Origin of the sequence: Sphingomonas sp. BK481, assembly GCF_014194875.1 — a bacterium.
GTDB classification, from domain to species: Bacteria; Pseudomonadota; Alphaproteobacteria; order Sphingomonadales; family Sphingomonadaceae; genus Sphingomonas; species Sphingomonas aerolata.
In genome coordinates this window covers 198,542-220,277 of sequence record NZ_JACIAP010000003.1, presented here as the reverse complement: position 1 = coordinate 220,277, position 21,736 = coordinate 198,542, and the positions used below count along the sequence as shown (strand labels likewise).

Below are 21,736 nucleotides of genomic sequence, written 5' to 3'. Positions count from 1 at the left end.
ATCTGCAGCGCGGCAGACAGCATCCGGGCGCATGATGCTTGCCACGAGCGGGGGCCACGTGCTTAGTTTGACCGCGAACGGCCCCGTCCCGCGGCCCGCAGTGAATCGTGCCCGATGATCCTCCAATGCCCCGAGTGCAGCACACGCTATCTGGTCCCCGACAGCGCGATCGGCACCGAGGGTCGGACCGTGCGCTGTGCCAATTGCCGCCACAGCTGGTTTCAGGCCGCGACGGACATCACGGCGCCCGACGCGCCAGCCGCCGCGGAGGCAATGCCTGCGGCCCCGCTCGGCTTTGCGCCCGCGCCGCCGTTCGGCGCGGCGTTCGACGCTGAGCCCGCCGCGCCCCCGGTCTGGCCCAATCCGGCGTGGCCCAATCCGTCCTCGCCCACCCCGTCCGGGGTTCCGATGTCTTCGCCGCCTTCGGCTGCGCAGACCGCCGACGATCTGCCACCGCCGATCATCCGACCCTTTGCGCCATTGGCTGCCCAGCCTGCCGCCGCGCCGGCCGCCACGTCGAATGTCGCGGATGAGCAGGCCGAGCTGCCAGCGGTTGCGACGACCGTGCCGGCCACGACCACCGACAGCGCCGCCCCGCCCTCCTATGCGGGAAGCCGGAGCGACACCGATTCCTATGATGCATTCGCACATGCCCCGCCGTTCCGCGCCCGGCGCAACACCACCCGGCTGTGGACGATCGGTGCGGTGGCGGCTGGGCTTCTGATGCTGCTGGGCGTCGCTGCGATCCTCTATGTCGGCGCACCCGGCCTTGCGACGCAGTTGGGACTGGTGACGGGCGCGGACGAGACACCGCTGCGACTGCGCGACAATCCGATCGAGCGCCGCGAACTGGACAACGGATCCGAGCTGTTCGCGGTCAGCGGCCAGGTCACCAATCCCTCCGATTCGACGCAGCGCGTGCCCGACATCCGCGCCGAGCTGCGCGATGCGCAAGGCCGGATCGTGTATAGCTGGACGATCACCCCGCAAAAGCGGACGCTGACACCCGGCGCGGCGATCGATTTCAACTCCGCCAAGCTCGACGTGCCGTCGAATTCGAAACGGCTCGAACTGAGCTTTGCCGGCGAAAACGCCTCCTGATCCGGTTCCGCCGCCCCGACGCGGTGGCGGCATAGGGCCCTGCGGCACGATTTTCTCGCAGGGGCGCGCATTCGATGGCGAAAGGGCGTTGCGGGATCGCAAAAGCCTTGCTAGTGGCACCGGCCTACCAGCTAGCCGGCTTGTCCGGTCAGTGTTTCACGTGCGGCCGTGGCGGAACTGGTAGACGCGCAACGTTGAGGTCGTTGTGGGCGAAAGCCCGTGGAAGTTCGAGTCTTCTCGGCCGCACCACTTTCCTCGTTTCTACCGACCCGGATCACGACCACCCCCATGGGGGACATGACGGTCCGTCCTGCGGGATCCTGTCAAAGCGGAGCACGGCGATGGCCGATTCGATCGACGACCAGATCATCGAAACGCCCGATGGCCCGATGACGTTCGCGCAGTGGAAGAAGAAACACCCCGTGCAGCTCCCGTCGCGCCGCACCAAGGGCAAGAAGCTTCCCAACAAGGTGAAGTTGACGACCGACGAGGTTTAGTCGCCGGTCGTCGTTGCCAGGCCCCTGGGAGGGGGGATGGGGACCTGACAATCGGGGTTTGACTCCAGCACCTGGGACAAAGTCACGAGCGATAGCGGCGCAACGAAGCGAAGCCCGAATCGGTTGCCACGTCGCCAGCAGATTGCCGCAAAAATCGCGAGTCCGCCGGGATCGACGACGAGCTGGGCCGCCTGCCCCTGTGAAAAATGCTCGCAGAGCGACGTCGCGACCTCGAGTTTCGCGCCACCGGTTGAGATATCGACCAGCCTTGCGGCATACCAGCACCCCTCGACATTCAGCCTGACTGGTGCCGAAACCACGAATCGTGGCGATCGGGCGATCATCCCGGCGGCGTCGCGCGTCGCGAAGACGGGGTCGATCACATGCGGCTCGTCAAAATCGACCCCTGCGCGAAACCCGTCGACCCAGCGGACGGTGGCGCGAAGCAACGGCATGCCCCGCACCTTGATCTCGAGCGTCTCACCAAGCGCTGGCAGCGTGGTGAAGCGCGCCTTCAGACCGACGGTCGAAATGTCATGGACGAGACAGATCGAGCCGCGGTCGGCATGCATGACCCGGCCGATCAGCAGGACGGTCGCATGGCGCCGACCGGCACGCCGGTCGCGGTCCGCGGGCCGGCGCAGATCTGCTCCGCTCCCGCTGTCGCCGCCGGTTGCGTCTTCCTCGTCAGGCCCCGAGAGCACGCGCCGTCTCCCCGCCGCCATGCGATCGGGAGGCGCGACGCGCGATCAGCACGCACCGCCCTGTCGGTGCGCGATAGCGCCATCTGGTGCCTGAGCCTGGCCTGCCTTGCCGCACATTTGATATCCCCGAACGGTGTCGGCGAACCGTGCTAGGCGCGGCTTAACTAATTACTACAAAACCGAAATTACTGTAATACCGTGCTGAATGCCGGTCAGCGTCGGGCGATCGCGGTGAGGTAGCCGGCGACCGCGTCATAGCCGGCTGCGCTCAGCGAGATTTCGATGCGACGCCGATCGGTCGGGTCGTTGACGCGGTCGATCAGCTTCAGCTTGTGGAGATGCTCGATCCAGCGTTGCGACGTGGTGACCGGTGCATCCGCCATCGCGACCAGCGCCTTGACGTTGGTCGGCCGGTGATCGCGGTGCGAAACGAACAGTGCGACGAGCATGTCCCAGGCCGGCTCGTGAAACAATTCGCCCGGCAGGAAGCGACGGCGCAGTTTACGATGCGCCAGAATCTCCTTGGCCCGGGCGACGAGCATTTCCTCGCTGATCGGGCTCGTCGCATCCTCGGCCCGCTGGTCGACGACCCGCGATGCCCGCGCCGTGAACTCCTCGCTGACGGCGGCCAGCCTCGATCCCAGATCCTTGATCAAGTCGGCAACGGATTCGTCTTTCACCACATGCTCCCGGTCGCCCACAGGGTCTTAAGCCCATAATGACCCAAATATGGCGGCACGCCGGCATAATGGTCAACATCATTCAGCTATCTGTTTTACCGCTCTATTCTTTTAGGTACACGTGATAGTCTCGGAACTTTCTTAAGATATGCAAAACGGGTTGAAATCTGTTCAGTTTGGTTGTGATTGGTGGCTTGCCCCGTGTGAGTTTTTGGCTGCAACAGGTAGAATTTTGTACCAATGTGAAACCAATATAAGGTTTGATCGCTTTTGCCCGCGTCCGGCATGATCCTCCGGCTCGGATGCCCTCCTCGGAGATACGCGATGAATGCTGCACGCACCTATGAGCTTCTGCAGGAAGCCTGTCGCGCGCTCGAAGAGGCGGGCGATCATGCGATTGCGGCCTATGTCGGTGTCAGCATGGCGATGGTCGAGGAGAAGTACCTGGTCGGGCACGACCATCTCGACCCGATCGATCAGGACTAAAGCCAGCGCGGTTCCGCATGCCAAGGGCTTGTTATAGCCGCATGTCGGGCCGATGTCCGGACGTCACGCGTTGGCCGTATCAACCGTGCGAAAGGATGTCGTGCCCGCTTCCCTGCCTGCCTATCTGAACGCGATCGGGACTGCGGTCCCCGGCCATGACATTCACGAGGCGTTTATCCGCTGGGCGCGCGACCGGGTCGATGCCCGTTCGGCCAGGCTGTTCGATCGTATGGCGGGGCGATCGGGTATCGCGCACCGCTGGTCGGTCCTGCCCCCGACAAAGGCCATCGCGGTCGCGGACGGCGTCGACAGCGGCGACACGCAGCGGCTGCATGCCGGGTCTCCGGTCGACCCGGGCGGCTTTTACGCGATCGATCCGCATCCCGGCACCGCGGAGCGGATGGCCATCTATGCCGACGCCGCACCCGGTCTTGCCCTCGAGGCCATCGCCGCGCTTCAGGAAACGATCGCGCTCGGCACGATAACGCATCTGGTGGTGGCGAGCTGCACCGGGTTCGTCGCGCCCGGCATCGACCAGATCATCGCCCGCAGGCTCGCGCTGCCCGCGACGGTCGAGCGGCTGCTGATCGGGTTCATGGGATGCTATGCCGCGGTCGTCGCGCTCCGCAGCGCGCGGCATATCGTCCGTTCCGAACCCGGGGCGCGCGTGCTGGTCGTCACCGTCGAACTGTCCACGCTGCACCTGCAGGCGGTGTCCGAGATCGAGCCGCTGCTGGCGATGCTCCAGTTCGGCGACGGTGCCGCCGCGGCGCTGGTGACCAGCGATCCGAGCGGATTCGAACTCGAAGCACCGTTCGCCACCGCATTGCCCGACAGCGAGGCGCTGATCCGCTGGGACATCACCGACCAGGGCTTTGCGATGCACCTGTCTGGAGAAGTACCGGGGCGGATCGCGCAGGCGCTCGCCGATCCCGCCTTCCGTGCCGCAGCGAGCGGCGGACGCCCCGCCGATACGGTCGACGGATGGGCGGTCCATGCCGGCGGGCGATCGATCCTCGATGCGGTCGAGCATGCCCTGGCGCTCCCGGCGGATGCGCTCGACGCGTCGCGTGCGGTGCTGTCGGCGAACGGCAACATGTCGTCGGCGACGCTGATGTTCGTGCTGCAGCGGTTGCTCGCCGGGCCGGACATCGCGCGCGGCGTCGCGCTGGCGTTCGGCCCGGGTCTCGCAGCCGAGGGTATCGGCTTCCGAAGCGCACCGCGATGTTGACGACGCGGGCGCAAGCCGAGGAACTGATGGACGCCGACGACCTGTCGCCGGAAACCTATGCCGCGGTGGTCGCCGATCTTGCGAAGGTGAATGTCGTGACGATGGCGGCGCGTCCGACGCTTGCCTTTCTGAAGCGCGTCATCGCGGGCCGGACGCGGCTGAGGCTGCTCGATGTCGGGTTCGGCGATGGCGACATGCTGAGGATGATCGAGCGCTGGGCTCGCCGGCGAGGCGTGGACACCGAACTGGTCGGGGTAGACCTCAACCCACGCAGCGAACAGGCCGCGCGCATGCATACGGACGCGGGATCGACGATCCGCTATGTCACGGGGGATTACGCCGATCTTGCCGGTCAGAGGGGCGCCGAACCCCGCTGGGACGCGATCGTCAGCAGCCTGGTCGCGCACCATATGAGCCATGCCGAACTGGTCGCATTCCTTCGGTTCATGGACACGCATGCGCGGTGCTGGCTGATCAACGATCTGCATCGCCACGGGTTTGCGCATCGCGGATTTCCGATTCTCGCACGGCTCGCGCGCTGGCATCCGATCGTGCGTCACGACGGGACGCTGTCGATCGCGCGGTCGTACCGGCCCGATGAATGGCCCGCGATCCTCGACGAGGCGGGGATCCGCGGTGCGCGCGTGTTCCGGGCGTTCCCGTTCCGGCTGTGCGTCGAACGGCTGCGGTGACCGCGACGCGCGCGCTGATCGTCGGCGGCGGGCCGGCAGGGGCGGCGGTCGCGATCGAGCTTGCACGCGCGGGCCTGCCGCATCTGTTGATCGAGCGTAGCCGCGAGACGGGCGACGCCTTGTGCGGCGGTTTCCTCAGCTGGCGGACGCTCGACACGCTGGCGCGACTAGGAATCGATCCGGATCAGCTCAACCCGGCGCGAACGACGACCGTCCGGATCTTCGCCGGTAGCCGCGTCGCGCATGCCGCGCTGCCAAGGCCTGCACTATCGGTGTCGCGACGGCGGCTCGACACCGTTCTGCTCGCCGCCGCGGTGGCGCAGGGCGCAGCGGTCGAACGCGGGGTGACCGTCCGGGCGATCGAAGACGGCCAGGTGCGGACCGCCGATGGCGCGGTGATCGCCGCACCCGCGCTGTTCCTGGCCAATGGCAAGTCGGATGTCCGCGGGACCGCACGGCCGGCAAGCGCACGCGGCGCCGATCCGACGCTGGGGATACGCGTCCGCATCATGCCCCCGCCGGCGATGGCCCGCGCGCTGGCGGGGCAGATCGACCTGTATCTCTTCGACCGGGGCTATGCCGGGCTTGCGATGCAGGAGGATGGCAGCGCGAACCTTTGCATGGCGGTACATCGCTCGCGGTTGCAGGAGGCGGAAACGCCGGCGGATCTGCTCGCAGAGCTTGGCCGCGCAATGCCTGTGCTTGGCGAATGGGTCGCCGCGATCGCGCCGGATGCGACGATCGATGCGATCGCCAACGTCCCCTATGGCTGGCGCCAGACGACGGGGCAGGCGGGGCAGTACAGGCTGGGCGATCAGGCGGGGGTGATCCCGTCGCTGGCCGGCGAGGGCATGGGCATCGCGCTGGCCAGCGGACTCGCCGCCGCGCGCGCCTATCGCACCGACGGGGCAGGGGGCGCAGCGGAATGGCAGCAGCAGCTGGCGCGCACGCTCGCGCGGCCGATCGGGGTGGCGGGCGCGGTGCGCCGGGTGGCCGAAAGCCGCGGTGTAGCCCGGCTTATCCCCTTCGCGCATCCCGTACTGATCCGGATGCTCGCGCAGGCGACCCGGATCGGCGCGTGACGCGCGGTCGCGCGGCGATGAATACTGTCGACGAAACGCCGGGCGGAGTGCGCGTACCAAGGCTGCACACGCGAACCGCTTGTCGGCGCCGCGGTTAAGGCGTATTTCGTCGACCCTTCATGGCTCGCGCGCGTCCCGCTTCCCGCCCCTCTCGGCCTCGCTCCTCATGGCGCCGCCGGTTTGTCCTCCTCCTGAAGGTTCTTGCCGGTATTGCCATCCTCGCGCTCGGCGCGCTGGTGATCGCGATCTATATCGCCCGCGCGCAGCTGCCGAGCTTCGAAAGCCTCAAATCCTCGCCCAACGGCCAGATGATCCGGGTACATGCCGCCGATGGCAGCGTGATCGTGTCGATGGGGCCGAGTTTCGGCGAATGGCTTTCCTATGGCCAGATCCCCGCGGTGATGCGAGACGCGACCGTCGCGGTCGAGGATCGTCGGTTCCGATCGCATCTCGGCGTCGATCCGGTCGGGATCGCACGCTCGGTCAAGGTGCGGTTCGATCGCGGGCGCTGGACGCAGGGCGGGTCGACGATCACGCAGCAGTTGGCGCGTAACGTCTTCCTGAACAACCAGAAGAAGTTCGGGCGCAAGTTCCGCGAATGGATCCTGGCCTTCGCGCTCGAGCGCAAGTTCAGCAAGGATCAGATCCTCGAACTCTACCTCAACAAGGTCTATTATGGCGGCGGCGCCTACGGAATCGACGCCGCGTCGCGCAAGTTCTTCGGCCACGGGGCGGACCGCCTGTCGCTGGCCGAAGCGGCGGTGATCGCCGGGCTCGTCAAGGCACCATCCAACTATTCGCCGACCGCCGATGCCGAGGCGGCGATGGGCCGTGCGGGCGTCGTGCTGAAGACGATGGCGGAAACCGGCGTCATCAGCGCGGGCGAGGCGGCCGATGCGGACGTGCAGGGGCTCAAACTGGCACCCGAGCCGAAGCAGAACAGCGTCCGCTACTTCACCGACTGGGCCTTGCCGCAGCTCGACACGCTGATCGACGAGACCGAGGCGCCGCTCGAGGTGTGGACGACGCTCGACCTGTCGATGCAGCGCGATGCCGATGCCGCGATCCGGGCGAATGCCCCCCCGGGTGCGCAAGGCGCGCTGGTGTCGCTCGACCGCGATGGCGCGGTCAAGGCGATGGTCGGCGGCAAGGACTATGTCTCGTCGATCTACAACCGCGCGACGCAGGCGGTCCGCCAGCCGGGTTCGGCGTTCAAGCTGTTCGTGTATCTCGCCGCGCTCGAGGCCGGGCACAAGCCCGAGGATTCGATCGTCGACGAACCCGTGACGATCGACGGATGGAGCCCGCGCAACGATTCGCGGCGCAATTCCGGCGCCGTCAGCCTGCGCACGGCCTTTGCCTATTCGCTGAACACCGTCGCGGCCAAGCTGGGGCAGGAGGTCGGTTTCACGACGGTCGCGGACATGGCGCGGCGGTTCGGGATCACGACGACGGTCAACACGCATCCCTCGATGGTGCTGGGCACGTCGGAGGTCCGCGTGATCGACATGACGCGTGCCTTTGCCAGCGTCGCGAGCAAGGGCGTCGCGGTGACCCCCTATGGCATCACTCGCGTGACCGCGAACGGCCAGACGATCTACACGCATGAGGTCGATCGCAGCCACGTCCTCGTCGCCCCCTATGTCGCCGCCGAGATGACCGACCTGTTGCAGACCGCGGTCAACACCGGCACCGGGCGCGCTGCGCAGATCGGCCGCCCGGTGGCGGGGAAGACGGGCACGACGAGTTCGTCGAAGGATGGCTGGTTCCTCGGCTTCTCGAGCGGCATCACCACCGGCGTCTGGATGGGTCGCGACGATGCCAAGCCGATCTCCGGACTGCACGGCGGTACGGCACCGGCGCGCGCCTGGGCGGCGTTCATGAAGCCAGCCACGGCCAATCGCCCGATCGAGCAGTTCGAGACGCAGGTGACCCTGCCCGAATGGCAGCTCGAACCCGATGAGGAGAGCTATTTCGGCCAGCCCGACAACGGCCAGATGATGGTCGACGAGAACGGCAATCCGATCGAGCCTGGCGGTGTTCCGGATATGCCGAGCGATGCCCCGGCGGGCGAGCCGATACCGCGCCCCGATGCGGACCCGTCCGACCAGGCCCCGCAGGTGCCGCAGCAGCAGTTGAACCAGGACTGGATTGACCGCGTGACGGGCCGGGACGCACCACGGCGCGATCCCGTCGCGCCGCAGCCGCGCGCGCCCCAGCGGGACTGGTCACGCGAGAGTTCGCGCGATCGCTTTCAGGACGATCGACCGACCCAGTGAAGCGCCGCGCCATGCGTGCGTAGCCAGACCCGCGCAGGGGTGGGGTCCTCACCATAGAGATCGGCGACGAGCGCGTGGAAGGCGGGCGCGTGGTTCATGTGGACGCGGTGGGCGACCTCATGCGCCACCGTTGCCCGCCGTACGAAGCCGGGGGCGAGGATCAGCCGCCAGCTGTAGCGGATCACCCCGCTCGTCGCGCAGCTGCCCCAGCGGCCCCTGGCATCACCGATCGCGACCTGCGTGACGCTCACCCCCGCCTTGGCGGCATATTCGGCGGTTTCCTGGTCCAGCAGGCCCAGCGCGGTACGCTTGAGCCATGCCTCAACACGGCGGGGAATCGTCTCGACGGGGCCGGACAGCGACAGGATCGCGCCGTCGCGGACCACCGTGCGGCGGCTGCCGGGGGTCCATGCGATCGTCACCGGCTCATCGGCGACCATCACGACCGCACCGGGAACGAAGGGCTGCGGCCGCGGCAGACGCGCGCGTTGTTCCGCGATCCAGTCCGCCTTCTCCTCCGCCCAGGCCAGTGCCTGCTTGAGCGCCGCCCGCTTGGGCAGGACGAGCCGGGCGCGGCCGCTGGCGGCATCGATCGACAACCGTGCCCGGCGTGCGCGCGGATGCCGGATGATCTCGAGACCGTCGATCACCGCGTCAGAGTTCGCGGTCGATCACGTGATATTCGAGTTCGCCGGCCTCGTCCTCGCTGATCGTCCAGCCGCGGACCGACTGTTTGGCGCGGTGGACCGCCTCGCGATCGCCGCAGACGAGATAATGCCACTCGGGAAGCTGCTCGCCCGCCGCGCGCAGGCGGTAGGCGCAGGTCGAGGGCAGCCAGTCGATATCGCGGACGTTCGACGTCGTGAGGCGCACGCATTCGGCGACATAGGCGTGGCGGTGACGATAGTCCGAACACTGCCCGCTGCGCCGGTCGAGCAGCCGGCATGACACGTTGGTCGCGACGAGTTCGCCGGTATCCTCGTCCTCAAGCTTGTGGATGCAGCATTTGCCGCAGCCGTCGCACAGGGCTTCCCACTGGCCGCGATCGAGCTTCTCGATCGGCGTGTCTTCCCAGAATCTGGCGCTCATCGGGCCCAGCGCTTGATGTCGTCGGCCAAGGCCTGTGGTCCCTTATCCTGTGGCAGCAGCGCGAGAGGCTTGCCGTCCGGATCCATCAGATAGGCCTGACGCGAGTGATTTACGAGGTAGCCGCCACCGGGCGCGGCATCCCCCTTGGCCGAGAAGATCGCGAATTCCTTCTTTACGGTCTCGATCGCCGCGGGACTGCCGGTGAGCCCGACGACGCGCGGATGAAAGGCGGTGACAAACTGCTTGACGACCGCAGGCGTGTCACGCGTCGGATCGACGGTCACGAAGATCGGCACGATCCGCGCCGCGAGCGCCGGGTCGCTGGCCTCGAGCAGTTTCATCGCGCCGCCGATCGTCTGCATGTCGGTCGGACAGACATCGGGACAGAAGGTGTAGCCGAAATACATGATCCGGTATTTGCCTGCGAACCGGCGGTCGCTGACCTGTTGCCCGTCCTGATCGACGAGCGTGAACGGCCCGCCGATCCGCGCCCCGGCAAGCGGCGGCGTCGCGGGCGCCGCGCTCGTATCGGGCGCAGAGGGGCTGCACGCCGCGAGCGCGAGGGCGGCGAGAAGGGCGGGGCGTCGATTGGTCATGATACAGCCAGCCTTGATCTGTTAGCCCGTGCGGCGCAAGCGTCGCACATCACCCGCGTCCCGAGGATCTATCGATGTCGTATATCCGCCAGTGCCCCGCCCTGACGACGGGCGCCAAGACCATGGGCGCCCTGTTGATGGGAGCCGTGATCGCGCTTCCCGCAGCCACCGTGATCGCCCCGCGTGTCGCACACGCGCAGAACCAGTCGGAAGGCTATAAATTCCTGAACGCGGTGCGCGAGTCAAAGAACAACGAAGTCCTCGAAATGCTCGGACGTCCGGGCAGCAGCATCGTCAATGCACGCGACGTCTCGACAGGCGAGGGCGCACTGCACATCGTCATCAAACGCGCCGACGAGACCTATCTGCGGTTCCTGCTGCAGAAAGGCGCCGACGCCAATCTGCGCGACGGCAAGGGCAACACGCCGCTGCTCCTCGCGGTGACGCTCGGCCAGACCGACATGATCCCGATCCTGACCGCCGCCGGCGCCAATCCGAATCTTGCCAATTCGGCAGGAGAGACTCCGTTGATCCGCGCCGTTCAGCGCCGCGACGTTGCCATGATCCGCGTGCTACTCAACGAAAACGCCGACCCCGATCAGGCCGATATCATCGCCGGCATGTCGGCGCGCGATTATGCCAAGCAGGACGGCCGCAACGTCGTGGTGACCAAGCTGCTGGCCGATGCGCCGAAGAAGACCCGCAAGGCGGTCGCGGGGCCGAAATTCTGACGATCACGTCGCCGGGCGGCTGATCCTGCCGCGTATCGTGAGGATCAGCCGCCAGCCGGATCAGAAGGCGAGACCGGCGGCGTCGGGATCGACCTGTGCGATCAGGCGGCGTGCGGCGCGTCTGGCGAAGGCCAGCGTGCAGCGCTTGCGGACATGCGCGGGCAGGGGGGTCGTATGCGCCTCGCGGACGATCGCGGCGTCATAGCGATCGGCGACGATGATCCCGGTACGTTCGGGCAGAAACGCCGCCCCCTGCAGCGGCCGCATGTCGAACCCGGCCGGCACCGCCCAGAAATAGCGATCGCAATGCCCGAGATACTCAGGCCATTTGCCATCCCCGACCAGGTCCGCGCGCGACACCTTGATCTCGACGACGACGATCTGCCCGCGGGCATCGATCGCCATCAGATCGGCGCGACGCCCCCCGTCGAGAGGAACCTCCGCCATCGCGGTCAGGTCGTGACGCAACAACATCCGGATCACGCCACGTGCCACATCGGCGGCACATAAGGGCGATCCGGGTTCGTCGATGCAGGAGTCCGGGGGGCTGTCGAGCATGCGCCAGAAATAGAACAATCCGCGAACGACGCAAGCGCGTTCACGGATTGTTTATAGCGTTGGCGATGCAGATGGGATGCTGATCATGAACCGGATCCTGTCCGGATCGGCTGTCGATCAGCGATAGAAGACGTGGTTGCCGATCGAAGCGACCTTGATCACGCGGCCTGCTGGGCGGCGATCGGCGGTGTTGAAATACAGCGCCTTCTCAGCCGGGCTGTTCCACGCATCGGCCAGTGCGACCTTCGCGACGGCGATGGCGGTGCGGTACGACGTGCCCTTGTTGATCGCGGGGATCTGGCCGCCACGGACAAAGCTGAACTGGCCGCGCTGCTTGACGACGTCGCAGACGTCGGCCGGGAAGCGACCCGACTTGGCGCGGTTGATGATGACTTCGGCAACGGCGAGCTGACCGGTGAGCGGCTCGCCCTTGGATTCAAAATAGATGGCGCCGGCAAGGCACTGGAGCGCTTCGTCGGCGGCGGCGCTATCCTGCGCGGCAACGGCCTGAGCGAGCGTTTCGAATTCTTCGTCTTCGATTTCGGCCGACGTCTGGACGGCGGTCTGTGCAGCGGGCTCGACGGCGGTGACGGGCGTCACGGCGGGAACGGTCTGCGGAACATTCTGAGAGGAGAGGGCGTTTAGATTTGCGAGTGCGGTAAGGCTGGCGGTCGAGCGATCGACGCCGGTCGCTTGGCTGGGCGCGCTGTTGCCGAACAGGCCGGCGAGAGAGAAGGTCATGACCGCAATCGTTGCGGCCCGCTGCAAAATCGTCATTCAAACTTATTCAGATGCGGTTGGACCACGGAACCAATCGTACGAGCCGATCGTCCAGGCATCCCCCCGACTGCGTAACTGATCCGGATCGCACCCGTCCCAGCACAACGCCAATCAATGTTGAATATCCCCTCTATCGGGGGGACTTTGGAGTCAATCGGCCAGGATCGTTTCAGCGGCGAACCGTTCCGCCGCTGCGACATCCACCTCGATCACCCAGAGATCCGGATCGCTCGACCGCCGTCGACGCCAATAGCCGTCGAGATCTTCGGCCGGAGTCGAGTCGATCAGCGCCGTTCGCCCGTCGGCGCCGATTCCGCGCTCGAGCAGGCGGGGCAGGGCGCCCCGATCGATGGCGACCACGAGGATCGCGCCGCCCTGCGCGTCCCCTTTGGCGAGCACCGCGCCAAAACCGCCCGCGTCGTTGACCCGTCGCAGCAGCGCACTGACGAGGACGCCGCTGGGAAGACGGCCGCTCATTGCAGGACCATCACGGCAGGGGGCGCGGCGAGGCGCGGTATCCGGGAAGCCCGGCCAGGGCGATCCGCGAGCGCATGAACGTACCCGTACCTCGCGCCGCCTCCTCCCCCTCGGCATCGATCAGCCGGGCATCGGCGACAAACACGCGGCGCTTCCCGCTGATCCAGCGGCCTTCGGCGATGACCGGCCCCGCCTTTAACGGGCGGGTCAGCAACAGGTTGAACGCGGTCGTCAGGAGAAAGCGATCGGTGACGAGGCTGTTGGCGGCATAGAAGGCGGCATCGTCGAGCATCTTGAAATAGCTCGTCCCGTGCGCGGCACCGCCGGCATGATAATGACGTTCGTCGATCGTGAACCGGATCCGCGCGACACCGGCCTCCGGAATCTCGAGCGTGGATTCGAAGAAGCGGTTGATCGGCGCACAGGCGTAGAGCGATTCCAGCGCGCGATAATGCGCCTCGGCGCCGGCGGAGGCCAGTTCAGGCGGCATCACGGACCGCATCGGCGGTGAACAGCGCATAGAGCGCATCGGTCGAACCCGCACCGCGCAGCTTGTCGAGGAACAGCTTGTCGCGCAGCCGGCGCGATATCCGCGCCAGTGCCTTCAGATGAACCGCGCCGGCATCGGTCGGCGACAGCAACATGAAGACGAGATCGACGGGCAGATCGTCGACGGCCTGAAAATCGATCGGCTGCGCCAGTCGCGCGAACACCGCCGTGACCTGTGTCAGTCCGTCAAGCTTGGCATGCGGGATCGCGACACCACCGCCAAATCCCGTCGAACCCAGCTTTTCGCGGGCAATCAGACGGTCCGCGATAGTTTTTGCGTCGCCTTCGACAATGTCGGCAGCAAGCGTGGCGACATGGTGAAGCACGGCCTTTTTGTTTGCCGCGACCATGCCAGTCAGGACCGCGTCCGGACGCAGCATATCACTGAAGTCATTCATGCTGTTCATGTCTCAAAGCGCCCCCGCACGCCCCGCCTTAACGGTTTGCACGGGGGCGTAAAGCGCAGCGTCACAACAGCTGTTGCGGCTCGCGCGCTCTATTAGGGTGCGGCTGATGCGGAGCGTTGCGGTTCGACCCAGCCGATCGTGCCATCACCGCGGCGATAGACCATGTTATGCGCGCCAGTACCCGCATTCATGAACAATAATGCGGCTGTATTGCGAAGATCCAGCATCATCACCGCGTCGGATACGCTGGCCTCGGGGATGTCGACGCGCGTCTCGGCAATGATCAGGGGCGCATCGGGGGCATCGTCCTCGGTGACCTGCTCCTGAAACAGCGTATAGCTTGCATTGTCATAGCCGTTGCTTTCCGCGATCGCCACGGCTTCACCGGCATGGCGATCCTTCAGGCGGCGCATATAGCGGCGGAGCTGGGTTTCGATCTTGGCCGCGGCGCTGTCGAACGCGGCACGGGCGTCATAGGCATCGGCGTGGCCCTTGAGAACCAGCCCCTTCATGACATGCGCGACGATATCGCATTTGAAGCCGGCATCATGCGGCCCCTTGCCGAACGTGACCTCGGCGGAAATGGCGCGCGAGAAATACTTGTCGGCGATACCCTGGAGTCGGTCTTCCACATGGCTGTTGAGCGCATCGCCAGTGGCGACCTGATGACCAGAAATCCGGATATCCATTATCGTCTCCTTCTCATCGGACGGTCCTATTGGCTCCGTCCGCCCGGCGTCATCCGGACGCCACGGCCCCCCAAATCGGATCCTTGATCCCCTTCATAAACGCGGCATGGGCCGCAAGGTCTCCCTCGCTGACCGGGAAAACACGCGCTTGCCGAACGACACGAGGCGCCGGTGCGACGACCGGAGTCGCAGCGGTGATGGTCCGCTCGCTGAGGAGGCCGAGACCGATCTGGCGACCACCCAACAGCTCGACATAGACCTGCGCCAGAAGCTGCGCGTCGAGCAGCGCGCCGTGGAGAACGCGGTGACTCCGATCGATCCCGAACCGCGAACACAGCGCATCAAGCGAATGCTTCGCGCCCGGATGACGGCTGCGGGCGATCTGCAGCGTATCGATCATCCGGTTCAGGTGAATAATCGGCCGACCGCATTTGACGAGTTCGCCGTTGAGAAACGAGAAATCGAAGCTCGCATTATGCGCGATCATCGGCGCATCGCCGACGAAATCGAGCAGGTCCGCCACGCCCTCGCCAAACCGCGGCTTGTCGGCGAGAAACGACTGGCTCAACCCGTGGACGTTGAACGCCTCGACCGGCATGTCCCGTTCGGGATGGTAATAGGCGTGGAAGGTGCGCCCTGTCTCGACCCGGTTGACCATCTCGACACAGCCGATCTCGACCATGCGATCGCCACCGGAAAAGCTGAGGCCGGTGGTTTCGGTATCGAAGACGATCTCACGCATCCGGCTGTTATCGGCGCTCACGTCCCGTCACGCAAGCGATCACCGCACGAACCTGCGCGCGGGTTTCGTCGAAACTCGTGTCGGTGCGAATGACATGATCGGCACGCGCGCGTTTCTCGGAATCGGGTGTCTGGCGGGCGAGGATCGCGGCGAAACGCTCGGCGGTCATGCCGGGGCGGGCGAGCACGCGGGCCCGCTGGACATCGGCGGCGGCGGTCACGACGACGATGCAGTCAACGCGCGCGTCACCGCCGGTTTCCAACAACAGTGGCACGTCGAACACGACCAGCGCGCCGGCATGAGAATCGAGAAACGCCTGACGCTCCTCACCGACTGCGGGATGCACGATCGCCTCGAGACGGCGGATCGCGTCGTCGTCGCCGAACACCGCTGCGCCCAGTCGTGTACGATCGACCGCGCCGTCATGGACGGTGCCGGGAAACGCGGCGCCGATCGGTTCGACGAGTCGGCCGCCGACACTCTGCAGTCGGTGGACCGTCGCATCAGCGTCGAACACGGGGACGCCCTCCTCCGCGAACATCGCAGCGACCGCGGATTTGCCCATGCCGATCGAGCCGGTAAGTCCAATGATCATGCGGTGAGCAGCGCGCGCAAGGCCTCGTCGCGGTCCCGCGGAGGTTCCACGTGGAACAAAATCTCGAACGCGACCGCCGCCTGGCCGATGAGCATTTCGAGCCCGTCGACGGTTTCGAGATCACGCGCCCGAGCGGCCTTGAGCAGTCCGGTCTCGAGCGGCGAATAGACGATGTCATAGACGAGCGAGTCGGGATCGAGCGCGCCCAGATCGAGGTCGAGCGGCGGCTGGCCGGCCATGCCGAGGATGCTCGCATTGACCAGCAGCCGCGAAGGCGGGACCGCCGGGCCGATCGGCAGCGCCTGTCCCTTGAGCTTGAATGTCGACAGCAACGCCGCCGCCTTCAGAGGATTGCGGTTGAGGATCGTTACCGGGCCGACGCCCATGCGCGACAGCGCGAACAGGATCGCGCGCGCCGCGCCGCCTGCACCGATCACGGTGACGGGCTGGCCGGCGATATCGAGATCATCGATCGGCGCCCAGAACCCCGCGGCATCGGTATTCGTACCGATGCAATCCCCGGCGGAATTGCGGAACACGGTATTGATCGCGCCGATCGAACCCCGGACGTCGCCGGGGTCGGACACGTGGTCGAGCGCCGCCAGCTTGTGCGGCATGGTGATATTGCACCCCCGCCATGTGGGATCGCTTTTCCGCTCAGCGAAATAGGCCGGAAGCTGTTCCGCGGTGACGTGCTTGTGCCGGTACTCGGCGTCGATCCCGAGCGCGTCGAGCCAGAAGCCGTGGATCAGTGGCGATTTCGATTGGGCGATCGGATCGCCGATCACTTCGGCATAGGGGCGAGGGGTCATTCAGAGCTCCATAAGATCCCGGGCTGGCTCGCGTTCGACGCCGCCACCGCATCGATGGCGTGTAATCGATACCACCGGGATTGCCAGACGAACGCCGATCGCCGTCAGAGGCACACGCGCTAGGCGGGCAGTGCACCGCGGGTCCGGAGGAAATCGAGCACGTTGAGCAGCGGCATGCCGAGCACGGTGAACTGGCTGCCGTCGATCTTCGTGAAGAGCTGCGCGCCTGGACCCTCGATCCGGTAACAGCCGACGCACCCCGCGATCGCCGGCCACTCGGCTTCGAGATAGGTTTCGATGAACGCGTCGGACAGCGGCCGGACATGCATCCGCGCGCGCTCGACATGGCGCCACACCGGTCGGCCATTCTCCGCGATGACCGCCGCGCTCCACAGGTCATGATGCGTGCCCGACATCCGTCGCAGGTGCGCGGCCGCGTCATCGCGATCGACCGGTTTGTCGAGGATCGTGCCGTCCTCCAGCGCGACGAGCGAGTCGCTGCCAAGGACGAGATGTCCCGGCATCCGCGTCGAGACCTTCGTCGCCTTGAGCTCGGCAAGCGCGTCGGCAAGATCGCGCGGTGACAGCGCGACCAGGGCCGCCTTGGCCGCATCCTCGTCGACACCTGCAAAGGTCGCATCGAACGCGACGCCCGCCGCGGTGAGCATGGCACGACGCGACGCGCTCTGCGAGGCGAGGATCAGCAGGCTCATGCCTCGGGCCGGCGCTGGTTGCACAGCGCGATGATCGCCGCCGCGGTTTCCTCGATCGACCGCCGTGTCACGTCGATCACCGGCCAGCCATTGTCCGCGAACATCCGTCGCGCAAAGGCGAGTTCGCGCATCACGGCCTCTTCCTCGACATAGGAGGTGTCAGGCGCCTGGTGCAGCGACAGCAGACGGTTGCGCCGCACCTGGATCAGCCGGTCGGCGCTGGTCGTCAGCCCCACGATCAGCGGCTTCCGCAAGGTGTAGAGGATCTTCGGCGGCGGGCTTTCGACGACGATCGGGATATTGGCAGTCTTGTAGCCGCGATTGGCGAGGTAGATCGAGGTCGGTGTCTTCGACGAGCGCGAGACGCCGGCGAGGACGATGTCGGCCTCCTCCCATTCTTCCCACGCGATCCCGTCGTCATGCGCGATCGTCCACTGGATCGCGTCGACACGCGCGAAATAGGCGGCGTCGAGGACGTGCTGGCGACCCGGCCGCGCCTTGGCCTGCTGACCCAGCAGTCCCGACAATGCGTCGTTGACCGGATCGAGCGGCGCGACCGCGGGCAGCCCGAGTGCGAGGCAGCGTTGTTCGAGGATCCGCCGCGTCGCGGGGTTCACCAGGGTGAAGATCACTAGCCCGGGATTCTGCGCGACCTCCTGCAAGATGCGTTCGAGATGCGCCTCCGTGCGGACCATCGGCCAGAAATGGCGGACCGTCTCGACATCGTCATATTGCGCGAGCGCGGCCTTGGCGATGTTCTCCAGCGTCTCGCCCGTCGAGTCCGATAGCAGGTGAAGATGGAGCCGTATCATAGGTCGCATAGCCCTGCCGCGAGGGGCCATCGTGATGAATCTGTGGATAACATGCGGATAAGGGCTAGCGTAACTCATGCCTCCCGCCAAGCGGGCCGGTCGCTGTGGATAAGTCACCTTTTATCCACAGGGCCGCGCACAGCCCGAAAAGTTATCCACAGGCTGTGGGTTGCGGGGGCCGTTGAATCGAATCAGCGCGTTTGTACGGGTGTGCAGAGGTCAAGCTGTTGGCATTTCCGGGATCACCGCATAAGTCCCGTGATCAACCGCCCAACCACTGCAACAACCTCTTTCTTGAATCTTCTTATAGTAGAAGAAGGGTGCTCCGCTGACCGATCCGACCCCCAATATGCCGACTTTCAAGCCGCTTCTGGCGACATTGCGCGGCGGCCGTCAGGCGACTCCGCCGCTGTGGTTGATGCGCCAAGCCGGGCGCTATCTTCCCGAATACCGCGCGCTCAGGGCGGAAAAGGGCGGGTTCCTCGCGCTCGCGACCGATCCCGAGGCCGCGGCCGAGGTGACGCTGCAGCCGATCCGCCGGTTCGGCTTCGACGGCTCGATCCTGTTCTCGGACATCCTGATGATTCCCTGGGCGCTGGGGCAGGATCTGAGCTTCGGGGTGGGTGAGGGGCCGCGGCTCGAACCCGCGCTGGTCGATCATGCGCTCGATCGCCTGCAGTCGGTGCCGGAGCGGCTGGAGCCGGTCTACGAGACCGTCACGCGGGTCGCCGAGGCCTTGCCGCCCGAGACAACGTTCCTGGGCTTTGCGGGGTCTCCCTGGACGGTTGCAACCTATATGGTGGCGGGCAAGGGCAGCAAGGATCAGGGCGAGACGCGGCGTTTCGCCTATCGCGATCCGGCGGCCTTCGGAGCGATCATCGATGCGATCGCCGACAACACCGTCGAGTATCTCGTCCGCCAGATCGAGGAGGGAGTCGATGCAGTCCAGTTGTTCGACAGCTGGTCGGGATCGCTGTCGCCTGCGCAGTTCGAACGCTGGGTGATCGCGCCGACCGCGCGGATCATCGACGAACTCCATGCGCGCTGTCCCGGCGTGCCGGTGATCGGCTTTCCGAAGGGGGCAGGGGGCAAGCTCCCCGCCTATGCGCGCGAGACGGGGGCCGATGCGATCGGGCTCGACGAGACGGTCGATCCGGTCTGGGCGCATGCGTCACTGCCCGCCGACCTGCCGGTGCAGGGCAATCTCGATCCGCTCGCGCTGATCGCGGGCGGTGCGGATCTCGATGCGGCGATCGACCGGATTCTCGGGGCGTTCGGTGATCGTCCGCACGTCTTCAATCTGGGGCATGGTATCCTGCCCGACACGCCGATCGCGCATGTCGAGCAACTGATCGCCCGCGTCAGGAGCACGACATGAGCGGTTTTCTCGGGGCGGCCTATGATTGGGTGAAGGCCGCACACCTGATCTTCGTGATCTTCTGGATGGCGGGGCTGTTCATGCTACCGCGCTATCTCGTCTATCATCAGGAAGCGCTGGCCGCGGGCAATGCAGCCGAGGCGGCGAGCTGGATCGAGCGCGAGGGCAAGATCCGCAAGATCATCCTGACCCCGGCAATGATCGTCGTCTGGGTGCTGGGGCTCGCGCTTGCGCTGAATCTCGGGCTTGCGGACGGCGCGCCGGGGCTGGGGTGGCTGCATCTCAAGCTGCTGCTGGTGTTCCTGCTGACGGGTTATCATGGCTGGACGGTCGGCTATGCGAAGAAGCTCGCGGCGGGGAAGCCGACGCTGACGGGCAAGCAGTTGCGGATGCTCAACGAGATCCCTGCGCTGGCGGTGACGCTCATCGTCGTGCTGGTGATCGTCAAGCCGTTCTAAGCGCGTCGCACCAACTCTCGTCATCCCCGCGGAGGCGGGGACCCAGAGCCTCTAACGTCGGCGATAGTGCCGCCAGGTTCGCCGATATGGGTTCTCGCCTACACGGGAATGACAACGGAGTGGGGACGCGGTGCCGCTTGACTAACCGCCCCCCCAATTCTACCCCGATTCCCAGCACGGCCTCCTGGCGTCCTGCCCGGTCGTGTGGTCCTGCCTGTTCGGCTCGCCCAGTTCCGCTTTCCAGCGCACCCGCAGACCGAACCTGTTCCCGTTGATCGCTATCCGGAAATCCCCATGCATCTCAAAGACCTGAAGAAGAAGAAGCCCGCCGAGCTGGTCCAGCTGGCCGAGGAATTGGGGGTCGAGAGCGCCTCGACGCTGCGCAAGCAGGATCTGTTGTTCGCGATCCTGAAGGTGCAGGCGGACAATGGCGACCAGATCATGGGACTCGGCACGATCGAAGTGCTGCCCGATGGTTTCGGCTTCCTGCGCTCACCGGAGTCGAACTATCTCGCAGGGCCCGACGACATCTACATCTCGCCGAACCAGGTGCGGAAGTTCGGCCTGCGTACCGGTGACACGGTCGAGGGCGAGATTCGCGGTCCGAAGGACGGCGAGCGCTATTTCTCGCTGGTTAAGCTGACCGCGGTCAATTTCGACGATCCCGACGTCGTCCGCCACCGCGTCAATTTCGACAATCTCACGCCGCTCTATCCCGAGAGCAAGCTGACGCTCGATCCCGCCGACCCGACTGTCAAGGACAAGTCGGCGCGTGTCATCGACATCGTTTCGCCGCAGGGCAAGGGCCAGCGCACGCTGATCGTCGCCCCGCCGCGCGTCGGCAAGACGGTCATGTTGCAGAACATGGCCAAGGCGATCACCGACAATCACCCCGAGGTGTTCCTGATCGTCCTGCTGATCGACGAGCGTCCAGAGGAAGTCACCGACATGCAGCGCAGCGTGAAGGGTGAGGTCGTCAGCTCGACGTTCGACGAACCCGCGCAGCGCCACGTGCAGGTCGCCGAGATGGTAATCGAAAAGGCCAAGCGCCTGGTCGAGCACAAGAAGGACGTGGTGATCCTGCTCGACTCGATCACGCGTCTGGGTCGTGCCTACAACACCGTCGTGCCGTCGTCGGGCAAGGTCCTGACCGGTGGTGTCGATGCGAATGCGCTGCAGCGCCCGAAGCGCTTCTTCGGTGCCGCGCGCAACATCGAGGAGGGCGGCTCGCTCTCGATCATCGCCACCGCGCTGATCGACACGGGCAGCCGTATGGACGAGGTGATCTTCGAGGAGTTCAAGGGCACCGGCAACTCGGAAATCGTGCTCGACCGCAAGGTCGCGGACAAGCGCATCTTCCCGGCGCTCGACGTCGGCAAGTCGGGTACCCGCAAGGAAGAGCTGCTGGTCGACAAGGCCAAGCTCTCCAAGATGTGGGTGCTGCGTCGTATCCTCATGCAGATGGGCACGATCGACGCGATGGAGTTCCTGCTCGACAAGATGAAGGATTCGAAGACCAACGAGAATTTCTTCGACAGCATGAATCAGTGATCGAATGCGGCCCGCTGCACGCTGCAGCGGGACTCGCATCGATCCGG

Annotated in this window: 27 protein-coding genes and 1 tRNA gene; 12 read left to right on the top strand and 16 right to left on the bottom strand. The window is 65.9% G+C overall.

The window, feature by feature from the left end:
• Window positions 1-114: 114 nt before the first annotated feature.
• The 3 genes from FHY04_RS07320 to FHY04_RS07310 all read left to right on the top strand — a co-directional run bounded on the left by FHY04_RS07320 (window position 115) and on the right by FHY04_RS07310 (window position 1,598).
• Window positions 115-1,101, top strand: a complete 987-nt coding sequence (locus FHY04_RS07320) for a zinc-ribbon domain-containing protein (protein ID WP_260171380.1) — start codon at window positions 115-117, stop codon at window positions 1,099-1,101.
• Window positions 1,102-1,263: 162 nt separating this feature from the next.
• Window positions 1,264-1,350: transfer RNA gene (locus FHY04_RS07315), tRNA-Leu, on the top strand.
• A gap of 92 nt (window positions 1,351-1,442) precedes the next feature.
• Window positions 1,443-1,598 carry a hypothetical protein gene (locus FHY04_RS07310; protein WP_166746558.1) on the top strand — a complete coding sequence of 52 codons (156 nt, stop codon included), beginning with the start codon at window positions 1,443-1,445 and terminating at the stop codon, window positions 1,596-1,598.
• On the opposite strand, the gene FHY04_RS07305 is transcribed toward FHY04_RS07310, so the two are convergent.
• Together FHY04_RS07305 and FHY04_RS07300 are read right to left on the bottom strand one after the other, a co-directional pair.
• A complete protein-coding gene (locus FHY04_RS07305; RefSeq protein WP_183935981.1) occupies window positions 1,595-2,302 on the bottom strand; it encodes a PilZ domain-containing protein in 708 nt (235 codons plus the stop codon). The genes FHY04_RS07310 and FHY04_RS07305 overlap by 4 nt on opposite strands.
• A 212-nt stretch (window positions 2,303-2,514) precedes the next feature.
• Entirely contained in the window at window positions 2,515-2,982 is a 468-nt protein-coding gene (locus FHY04_RS07300) for a hypothetical protein (RefSeq protein ID WP_031395526.1), read from the bottom strand.
• Between the two features lie 324 nt (window positions 2,983-3,306).
• Between FHY04_RS07300 and FHY04_RS07295 the strand changes: the two genes are divergently transcribed.
• The 5 genes from FHY04_RS07295 (at window position 3,307) to FHY04_RS07275 (ending at window position 8,752) form a co-directional block, all read left to right on the top strand.
• Complete coding sequence (locus FHY04_RS07295) at window positions 3,307-3,468, top strand: hypothetical protein (protein ID WP_167396709.1); 162 nt, start codon at window positions 3,307-3,309, stop codon at window positions 3,466-3,468.
• Window positions 3,469-3,568: 100 nt separating this feature from the next.
• A complete protein-coding gene (locus FHY04_RS07290; protein ID WP_409349150.1) occupies window positions 3,569-4,699 on the top strand; it encodes a type III polyketide synthase in 1,131 nt (376 codons plus the stop codon).
• Entirely contained in the window at window positions 4,693-5,391 is a 699-nt protein-coding gene (locus FHY04_RS07285; protein WP_183935978.1) for a methyltransferase domain-containing protein, read from the top strand. Before FHY04_RS07290 ends, FHY04_RS07285 begins: the two co-directional genes overlap by 7 nt.
• Window positions 5,388-6,473: an NAD(P)/FAD-dependent oxidoreductase gene (locus FHY04_RS07280; protein ID WP_244180450.1), complete on the top strand. Its 1,086-nt coding sequence runs from the start codon at window positions 5,388-5,390 to the stop codon at window positions 6,471-6,473. The genes FHY04_RS07285 and FHY04_RS07280 overlap by 4 nt, the downstream gene beginning before the upstream one ends.
• A gap of 119 nt (window positions 6,474-6,592) precedes the next feature.
• On the top strand, window positions 6,593-8,752 hold the full coding sequence (locus tag FHY04_RS07275) for a transglycosylase domain-containing protein (protein WP_183935977.1): 2,160 nt from the start codon (window positions 6,593-6,595) through the stop codon (window positions 8,750-8,752).
• On the opposite strand, the gene FHY04_RS07270 is transcribed toward FHY04_RS07275, so the two are convergent.
• From FHY04_RS07270 to FHY04_RS07260, 3 genes are read right to left on the bottom strand one after another with little or no spacing between them, the layout of a single operon-like run.
• The gene (locus FHY04_RS07270) at window positions 8,728-9,402 is read right to left on the bottom strand and encodes a M48 family metallopeptidase (protein WP_183935976.1); all 675 of its coding nucleotides are present in this window, start codon (window positions 9,400-9,402) and stop codon (window positions 8,728-8,730) included. The two genes, FHY04_RS07275 and FHY04_RS07270, sit on opposite strands and share 25 nt — an antisense overlap.
• Window positions 9,403-9,406: 4 nt before the next feature.
• The gene (locus tag FHY04_RS07265) at window positions 9,407-9,841 is read right to left on the bottom strand and encodes a YcgN family cysteine cluster protein (protein ID WP_031395091.1); all 435 of its coding nucleotides are present in this window, start codon (window positions 9,839-9,841) and stop codon (window positions 9,407-9,409) included.
• Window positions 9,838-10,437 (bottom strand): SCO family protein, encoded by a 600-nt coding sequence (locus FHY04_RS07260; RefSeq protein WP_183935975.1) that lies wholly within the window; start codon window positions 10,435-10,437, stop codon window positions 9,838-9,840. Before FHY04_RS07260 ends, FHY04_RS07265 begins: the two co-directional genes overlap by 4 nt.
• 74 nt (window positions 10,438-10,511) lie before the next feature.
• Between FHY04_RS07260 and FHY04_RS07255 the strand changes: the two genes are divergently transcribed.
• Window positions 10,512-11,168, top strand: a complete 657-nt coding sequence (locus FHY04_RS07255; RefSeq protein ID WP_244648442.1) for an ankyrin repeat domain-containing protein — start codon at window positions 10,512-10,514, stop codon at window positions 11,166-11,168.
• 60 nt (window positions 11,169-11,228) lie between these two features.
• Here the strand turns inward: FHY04_RS07255 and FHY04_RS07250 are convergent, their stop codons facing one another.
• The 11 genes from FHY04_RS07250 to FHY04_RS07200 all read right to left on the bottom strand — a co-directional run bounded on the left by FHY04_RS07250 (window position 11,229) and on the right by FHY04_RS07200 (window position 18,302).
• On the bottom strand, window positions 11,229-11,726 hold the full coding sequence (locus tag FHY04_RS07250) for an MmcB family DNA repair protein (protein WP_031395094.1): 498 nt from the start codon (window positions 11,724-11,726) through the stop codon (window positions 11,229-11,231).
• Window positions 11,727-11,843: 117 nt separating this feature from the next.
• On the bottom strand, window positions 11,844-12,467 hold the full coding sequence (locus FHY04_RS07245; protein ID WP_234387597.1) for a cell wall hydrolase: 624 nt from the start codon (window positions 12,465-12,467) through the stop codon (window positions 11,844-11,846).
• A gap of 189 nt (window positions 12,468-12,656) precedes the next feature.
• Window positions 12,657-12,983 (bottom strand): DUF1491 family protein, encoded by a 327-nt coding sequence (locus FHY04_RS07240; RefSeq protein ID WP_183935974.1) that lies wholly within the window; start codon window positions 12,981-12,983, stop codon window positions 12,657-12,659.
• A 10-nt stretch (window positions 12,984-12,993) separates the two neighbouring features.
• Window positions 12,994-13,473: a PaaI family thioesterase gene (locus tag FHY04_RS07235; protein WP_183935973.1), complete on the bottom strand. Its 480-nt coding sequence runs from the start codon at window positions 13,471-13,473 to the stop codon at window positions 12,994-12,996.
• On the bottom strand, window positions 13,463-13,930 hold the full coding sequence (locus FHY04_RS07230; RefSeq protein ID WP_107931477.1) for a PTS sugar transporter subunit IIA: 468 nt from the start codon (window positions 13,928-13,930) through the stop codon (window positions 13,463-13,465). The genes FHY04_RS07235 and FHY04_RS07230 overlap by 11 nt, the downstream gene beginning before the upstream one ends.
• Before the next feature lie 101 nt (window positions 13,931-14,031).
• The gene (gene hpf, locus FHY04_RS07225; protein WP_031395099.1) at window positions 14,032-14,628 is read right to left on the bottom strand and encodes a ribosome hibernation-promoting factor, HPF/YfiA family; all 597 of its coding nucleotides are present in this window, start codon (window positions 14,626-14,628) and stop codon (window positions 14,032-14,034) included.
• A 49-nt stretch (window positions 14,629-14,677) separates the two neighbouring features.
• Window positions 14,678-15,370, bottom strand: coding sequence for a DNA polymerase III subunit epsilon (gene dnaQ / locus FHY04_RS07220; protein ID WP_183936173.1), 693 nt, complete (start codon window positions 15,368-15,370; stop codon window positions 14,678-14,680).
• A 7-nt stretch (window positions 15,371-15,377) separates the two neighbouring features.
• Window positions 15,378-15,965, bottom strand: coding sequence for a dephospho-CoA kinase (gene coaE, locus FHY04_RS07215; RefSeq protein ID WP_183935972.1), 588 nt, complete (start codon window positions 15,963-15,965; stop codon window positions 15,378-15,380).
• A complete protein-coding gene (locus FHY04_RS07210) occupies window positions 15,962-16,777 on the bottom strand; it encodes a shikimate dehydrogenase (RefSeq protein WP_183935971.1) in 816 nt (271 codons plus the stop codon). Before FHY04_RS07210 ends, coaE begins: the two co-directional genes overlap by 4 nt.
• A 119-nt stretch (window positions 16,778-16,896) precedes the next feature.
• Window positions 16,897-17,490 carry a nucleoside triphosphate pyrophosphatase gene (locus tag FHY04_RS07205; protein WP_082451170.1) on the bottom strand — a complete coding sequence of 198 codons (594 nt, stop codon included), beginning with the start codon at window positions 17,488-17,490 and terminating at the stop codon, window positions 16,897-16,899.
• Complete coding sequence (locus FHY04_RS07200) at window positions 17,487-18,302, bottom strand: pyruvate, water dikinase regulatory protein (protein ID WP_031395104.1); 816 nt, start codon at window positions 18,300-18,302, stop codon at window positions 17,487-17,489. The genes FHY04_RS07205 and FHY04_RS07200 overlap by 4 nt, the downstream gene beginning before the upstream one ends.
• 349 nt (window positions 18,303-18,651) lie before the next feature.
• On the opposite strand from FHY04_RS07200, the gene hemE reads away from it, so the two are divergent.
• The 3 genes from hemE to rho all read left to right on the top strand — a co-directional run bounded on the left by hemE (window position 18,652) and on the right by rho (window position 21,689).
• Complete coding sequence (hemE, locus tag FHY04_RS07195; protein ID WP_183935970.1) at window positions 18,652-19,680, top strand: uroporphyrinogen decarboxylase; 1,029 nt, start codon at window positions 18,652-18,654, stop codon at window positions 19,678-19,680.
• Entirely contained in the window at window positions 19,677-20,138 is a 462-nt protein-coding gene (locus FHY04_RS07190) for a CopD family protein (protein ID WP_031440904.1), read from the top strand. The genes hemE and FHY04_RS07190 overlap by 4 nt, the downstream gene beginning before the upstream one ends.
• 294 nt (window positions 20,139-20,432) lie before the next feature.
• On the top strand, window positions 20,433-21,689 hold the full coding sequence (gene rho / locus FHY04_RS07185) for a transcription termination factor Rho (protein ID WP_031395107.1): 1,257 nt from the start codon (window positions 20,433-20,435) through the stop codon (window positions 21,687-21,689).
• Window positions 21,690-21,736 lie beyond the last annotated feature (47 nt).

What these genes read in the sequence shown, in the direction of transcription:
- FHY04_RS07320 (WP_260171380.1), top strand. Translation starts at nt 115, where the DNA reads ATGATCCTCCAATGCCCCGAGTGCAGCACACGCTATCTGGTCCCCGAC.
- FHY04_RS07310 (WP_166746558.1), top strand. Translation starts at nt 1,443, where the DNA reads ATGGCCGATTCGATCGACGACCAGATCATCGAAACGCCCGATGGCCCG.
- FHY04_RS07295 (WP_167396709.1), top strand. Translation starts at nt 3,307, where the DNA reads ATGAATGCTGCACGCACCTATGAGCTTCTGCAGGAAGCCTGTCGCGCG.
- FHY04_RS07285 (WP_183935978.1), top strand. Translation starts at nt 4,693, where the DNA reads ATGTTGACGACGCGGGCGCAAGCCGAGGAACTGATGGACGCCGACGAC.
- FHY04_RS07275 (WP_183935977.1), top strand. Translation starts at nt 6,593, where the DNA reads ATGGCTCGCGCGCGTCCCGCTTCCCGCCCCTCTCGGCCTCGCTCCTCA.
- FHY04_RS07265 (WP_031395091.1), bottom strand. Translation starts at nt 9,841, where the DNA reads ATGAGCGCCAGATTCTGGGAAGACACGCCGATCGAGAAGCTCGATCGC.
- FHY04_RS07260 (WP_183935975.1), bottom strand. Translation starts at nt 10,437, where the DNA reads ATGACCAATCGACGCCCCGCCCTTCTCGCCGCCCTCGCGCTCGCGGCG.
- FHY04_RS07255 (WP_244648442.1), top strand. Translation starts at nt 10,512, where the DNA reads ATGTCGTATATCCGCCAGTGCCCCGCCCTGACGACGGGCGCCAAGACC.
- FHY04_RS07250 (WP_031395094.1), bottom strand. Translation starts at nt 11,726, where the DNA reads ATGCTCGACAGCCCCCCGGACTCCTGCATCGACGAACCCGGATCGCCC.
- FHY04_RS07245 (WP_234387597.1), bottom strand. Translation starts at nt 12,467, where the DNA reads ATGACCTTCTCTCTCGCCGGCCTGTTCGGCAACAGCGCGCCCAGCCAA.
- FHY04_RS07240 (WP_183935974.1), bottom strand. Translation starts at nt 12,983, where the DNA reads ATGAGCGGCCGTCTTCCCAGCGGCGTCCTCGTCAGTGCGCTGCTGCGA.
- FHY04_RS07235 (WP_183935973.1), bottom strand. Translation starts at nt 13,473, where the DNA reads ATGCCGCCTGAACTGGCCTCCGCCGGCGCCGAGGCGCATTATCGCGCG.
- FHY04_RS07230 (WP_107931477.1), bottom strand. Translation starts at nt 13,930, where the DNA reads ATGAATGACTTCAGTGATATGCTGCGTCCGGACGCGGTCCTGACTGGC.
- hpf (WP_031395099.1), bottom strand. Translation starts at nt 14,628, where the DNA reads ATGGATATCCGGATTTCTGGTCATCAGGTCGCCACTGGCGATGCGCTC.
- dnaQ (WP_183936173.1), bottom strand. Translation starts at nt 15,370, where the DNA reads ATGCGTGAGATCGTCTTCGATACCGAAACCACCGGCCTCAGCTTTTCC.
- coaE (WP_183935972.1), bottom strand. Translation starts at nt 15,965, where the DNA reads ATGATCATTGGACTTACCGGCTCGATCGGCATGGGCAAATCCGCGGTC.
- FHY04_RS07210 (WP_183935971.1), bottom strand. Translation starts at nt 16,777, where the DNA reads ATGACCCCTCGCCCCTATGCCGAAGTGATCGGCGATCCGATCGCCCAA.
- FHY04_RS07205 (WP_082451170.1), bottom strand. Translation starts at nt 17,490, where the DNA reads ATGAGCCTGCTGATCCTCGCCTCGCAGAGCGCGTCGCGTCGTGCCATG.
- FHY04_RS07200 (WP_031395104.1), bottom strand. Translation starts at nt 18,302, where the DNA reads ATGATACGGCTCCATCTTCACCTGCTATCGGACTCGACGGGCGAGACG.
- hemE (WP_183935970.1), top strand. Translation starts at nt 18,652, where the DNA reads ATGCCGACTTTCAAGCCGCTTCTGGCGACATTGCGCGGCGGCCGTCAG.
- FHY04_RS07190 (WP_031440904.1), top strand. Translation starts at nt 19,677, where the DNA reads ATGAGCGGTTTTCTCGGGGCGGCCTATGATTGGGTGAAGGCCGCACAC.
- rho (WP_031395107.1), top strand. Translation starts at nt 20,433, where the DNA reads ATGCATCTCAAAGACCTGAAGAAGAAGAAGCCCGCCGAGCTGGTCCAG.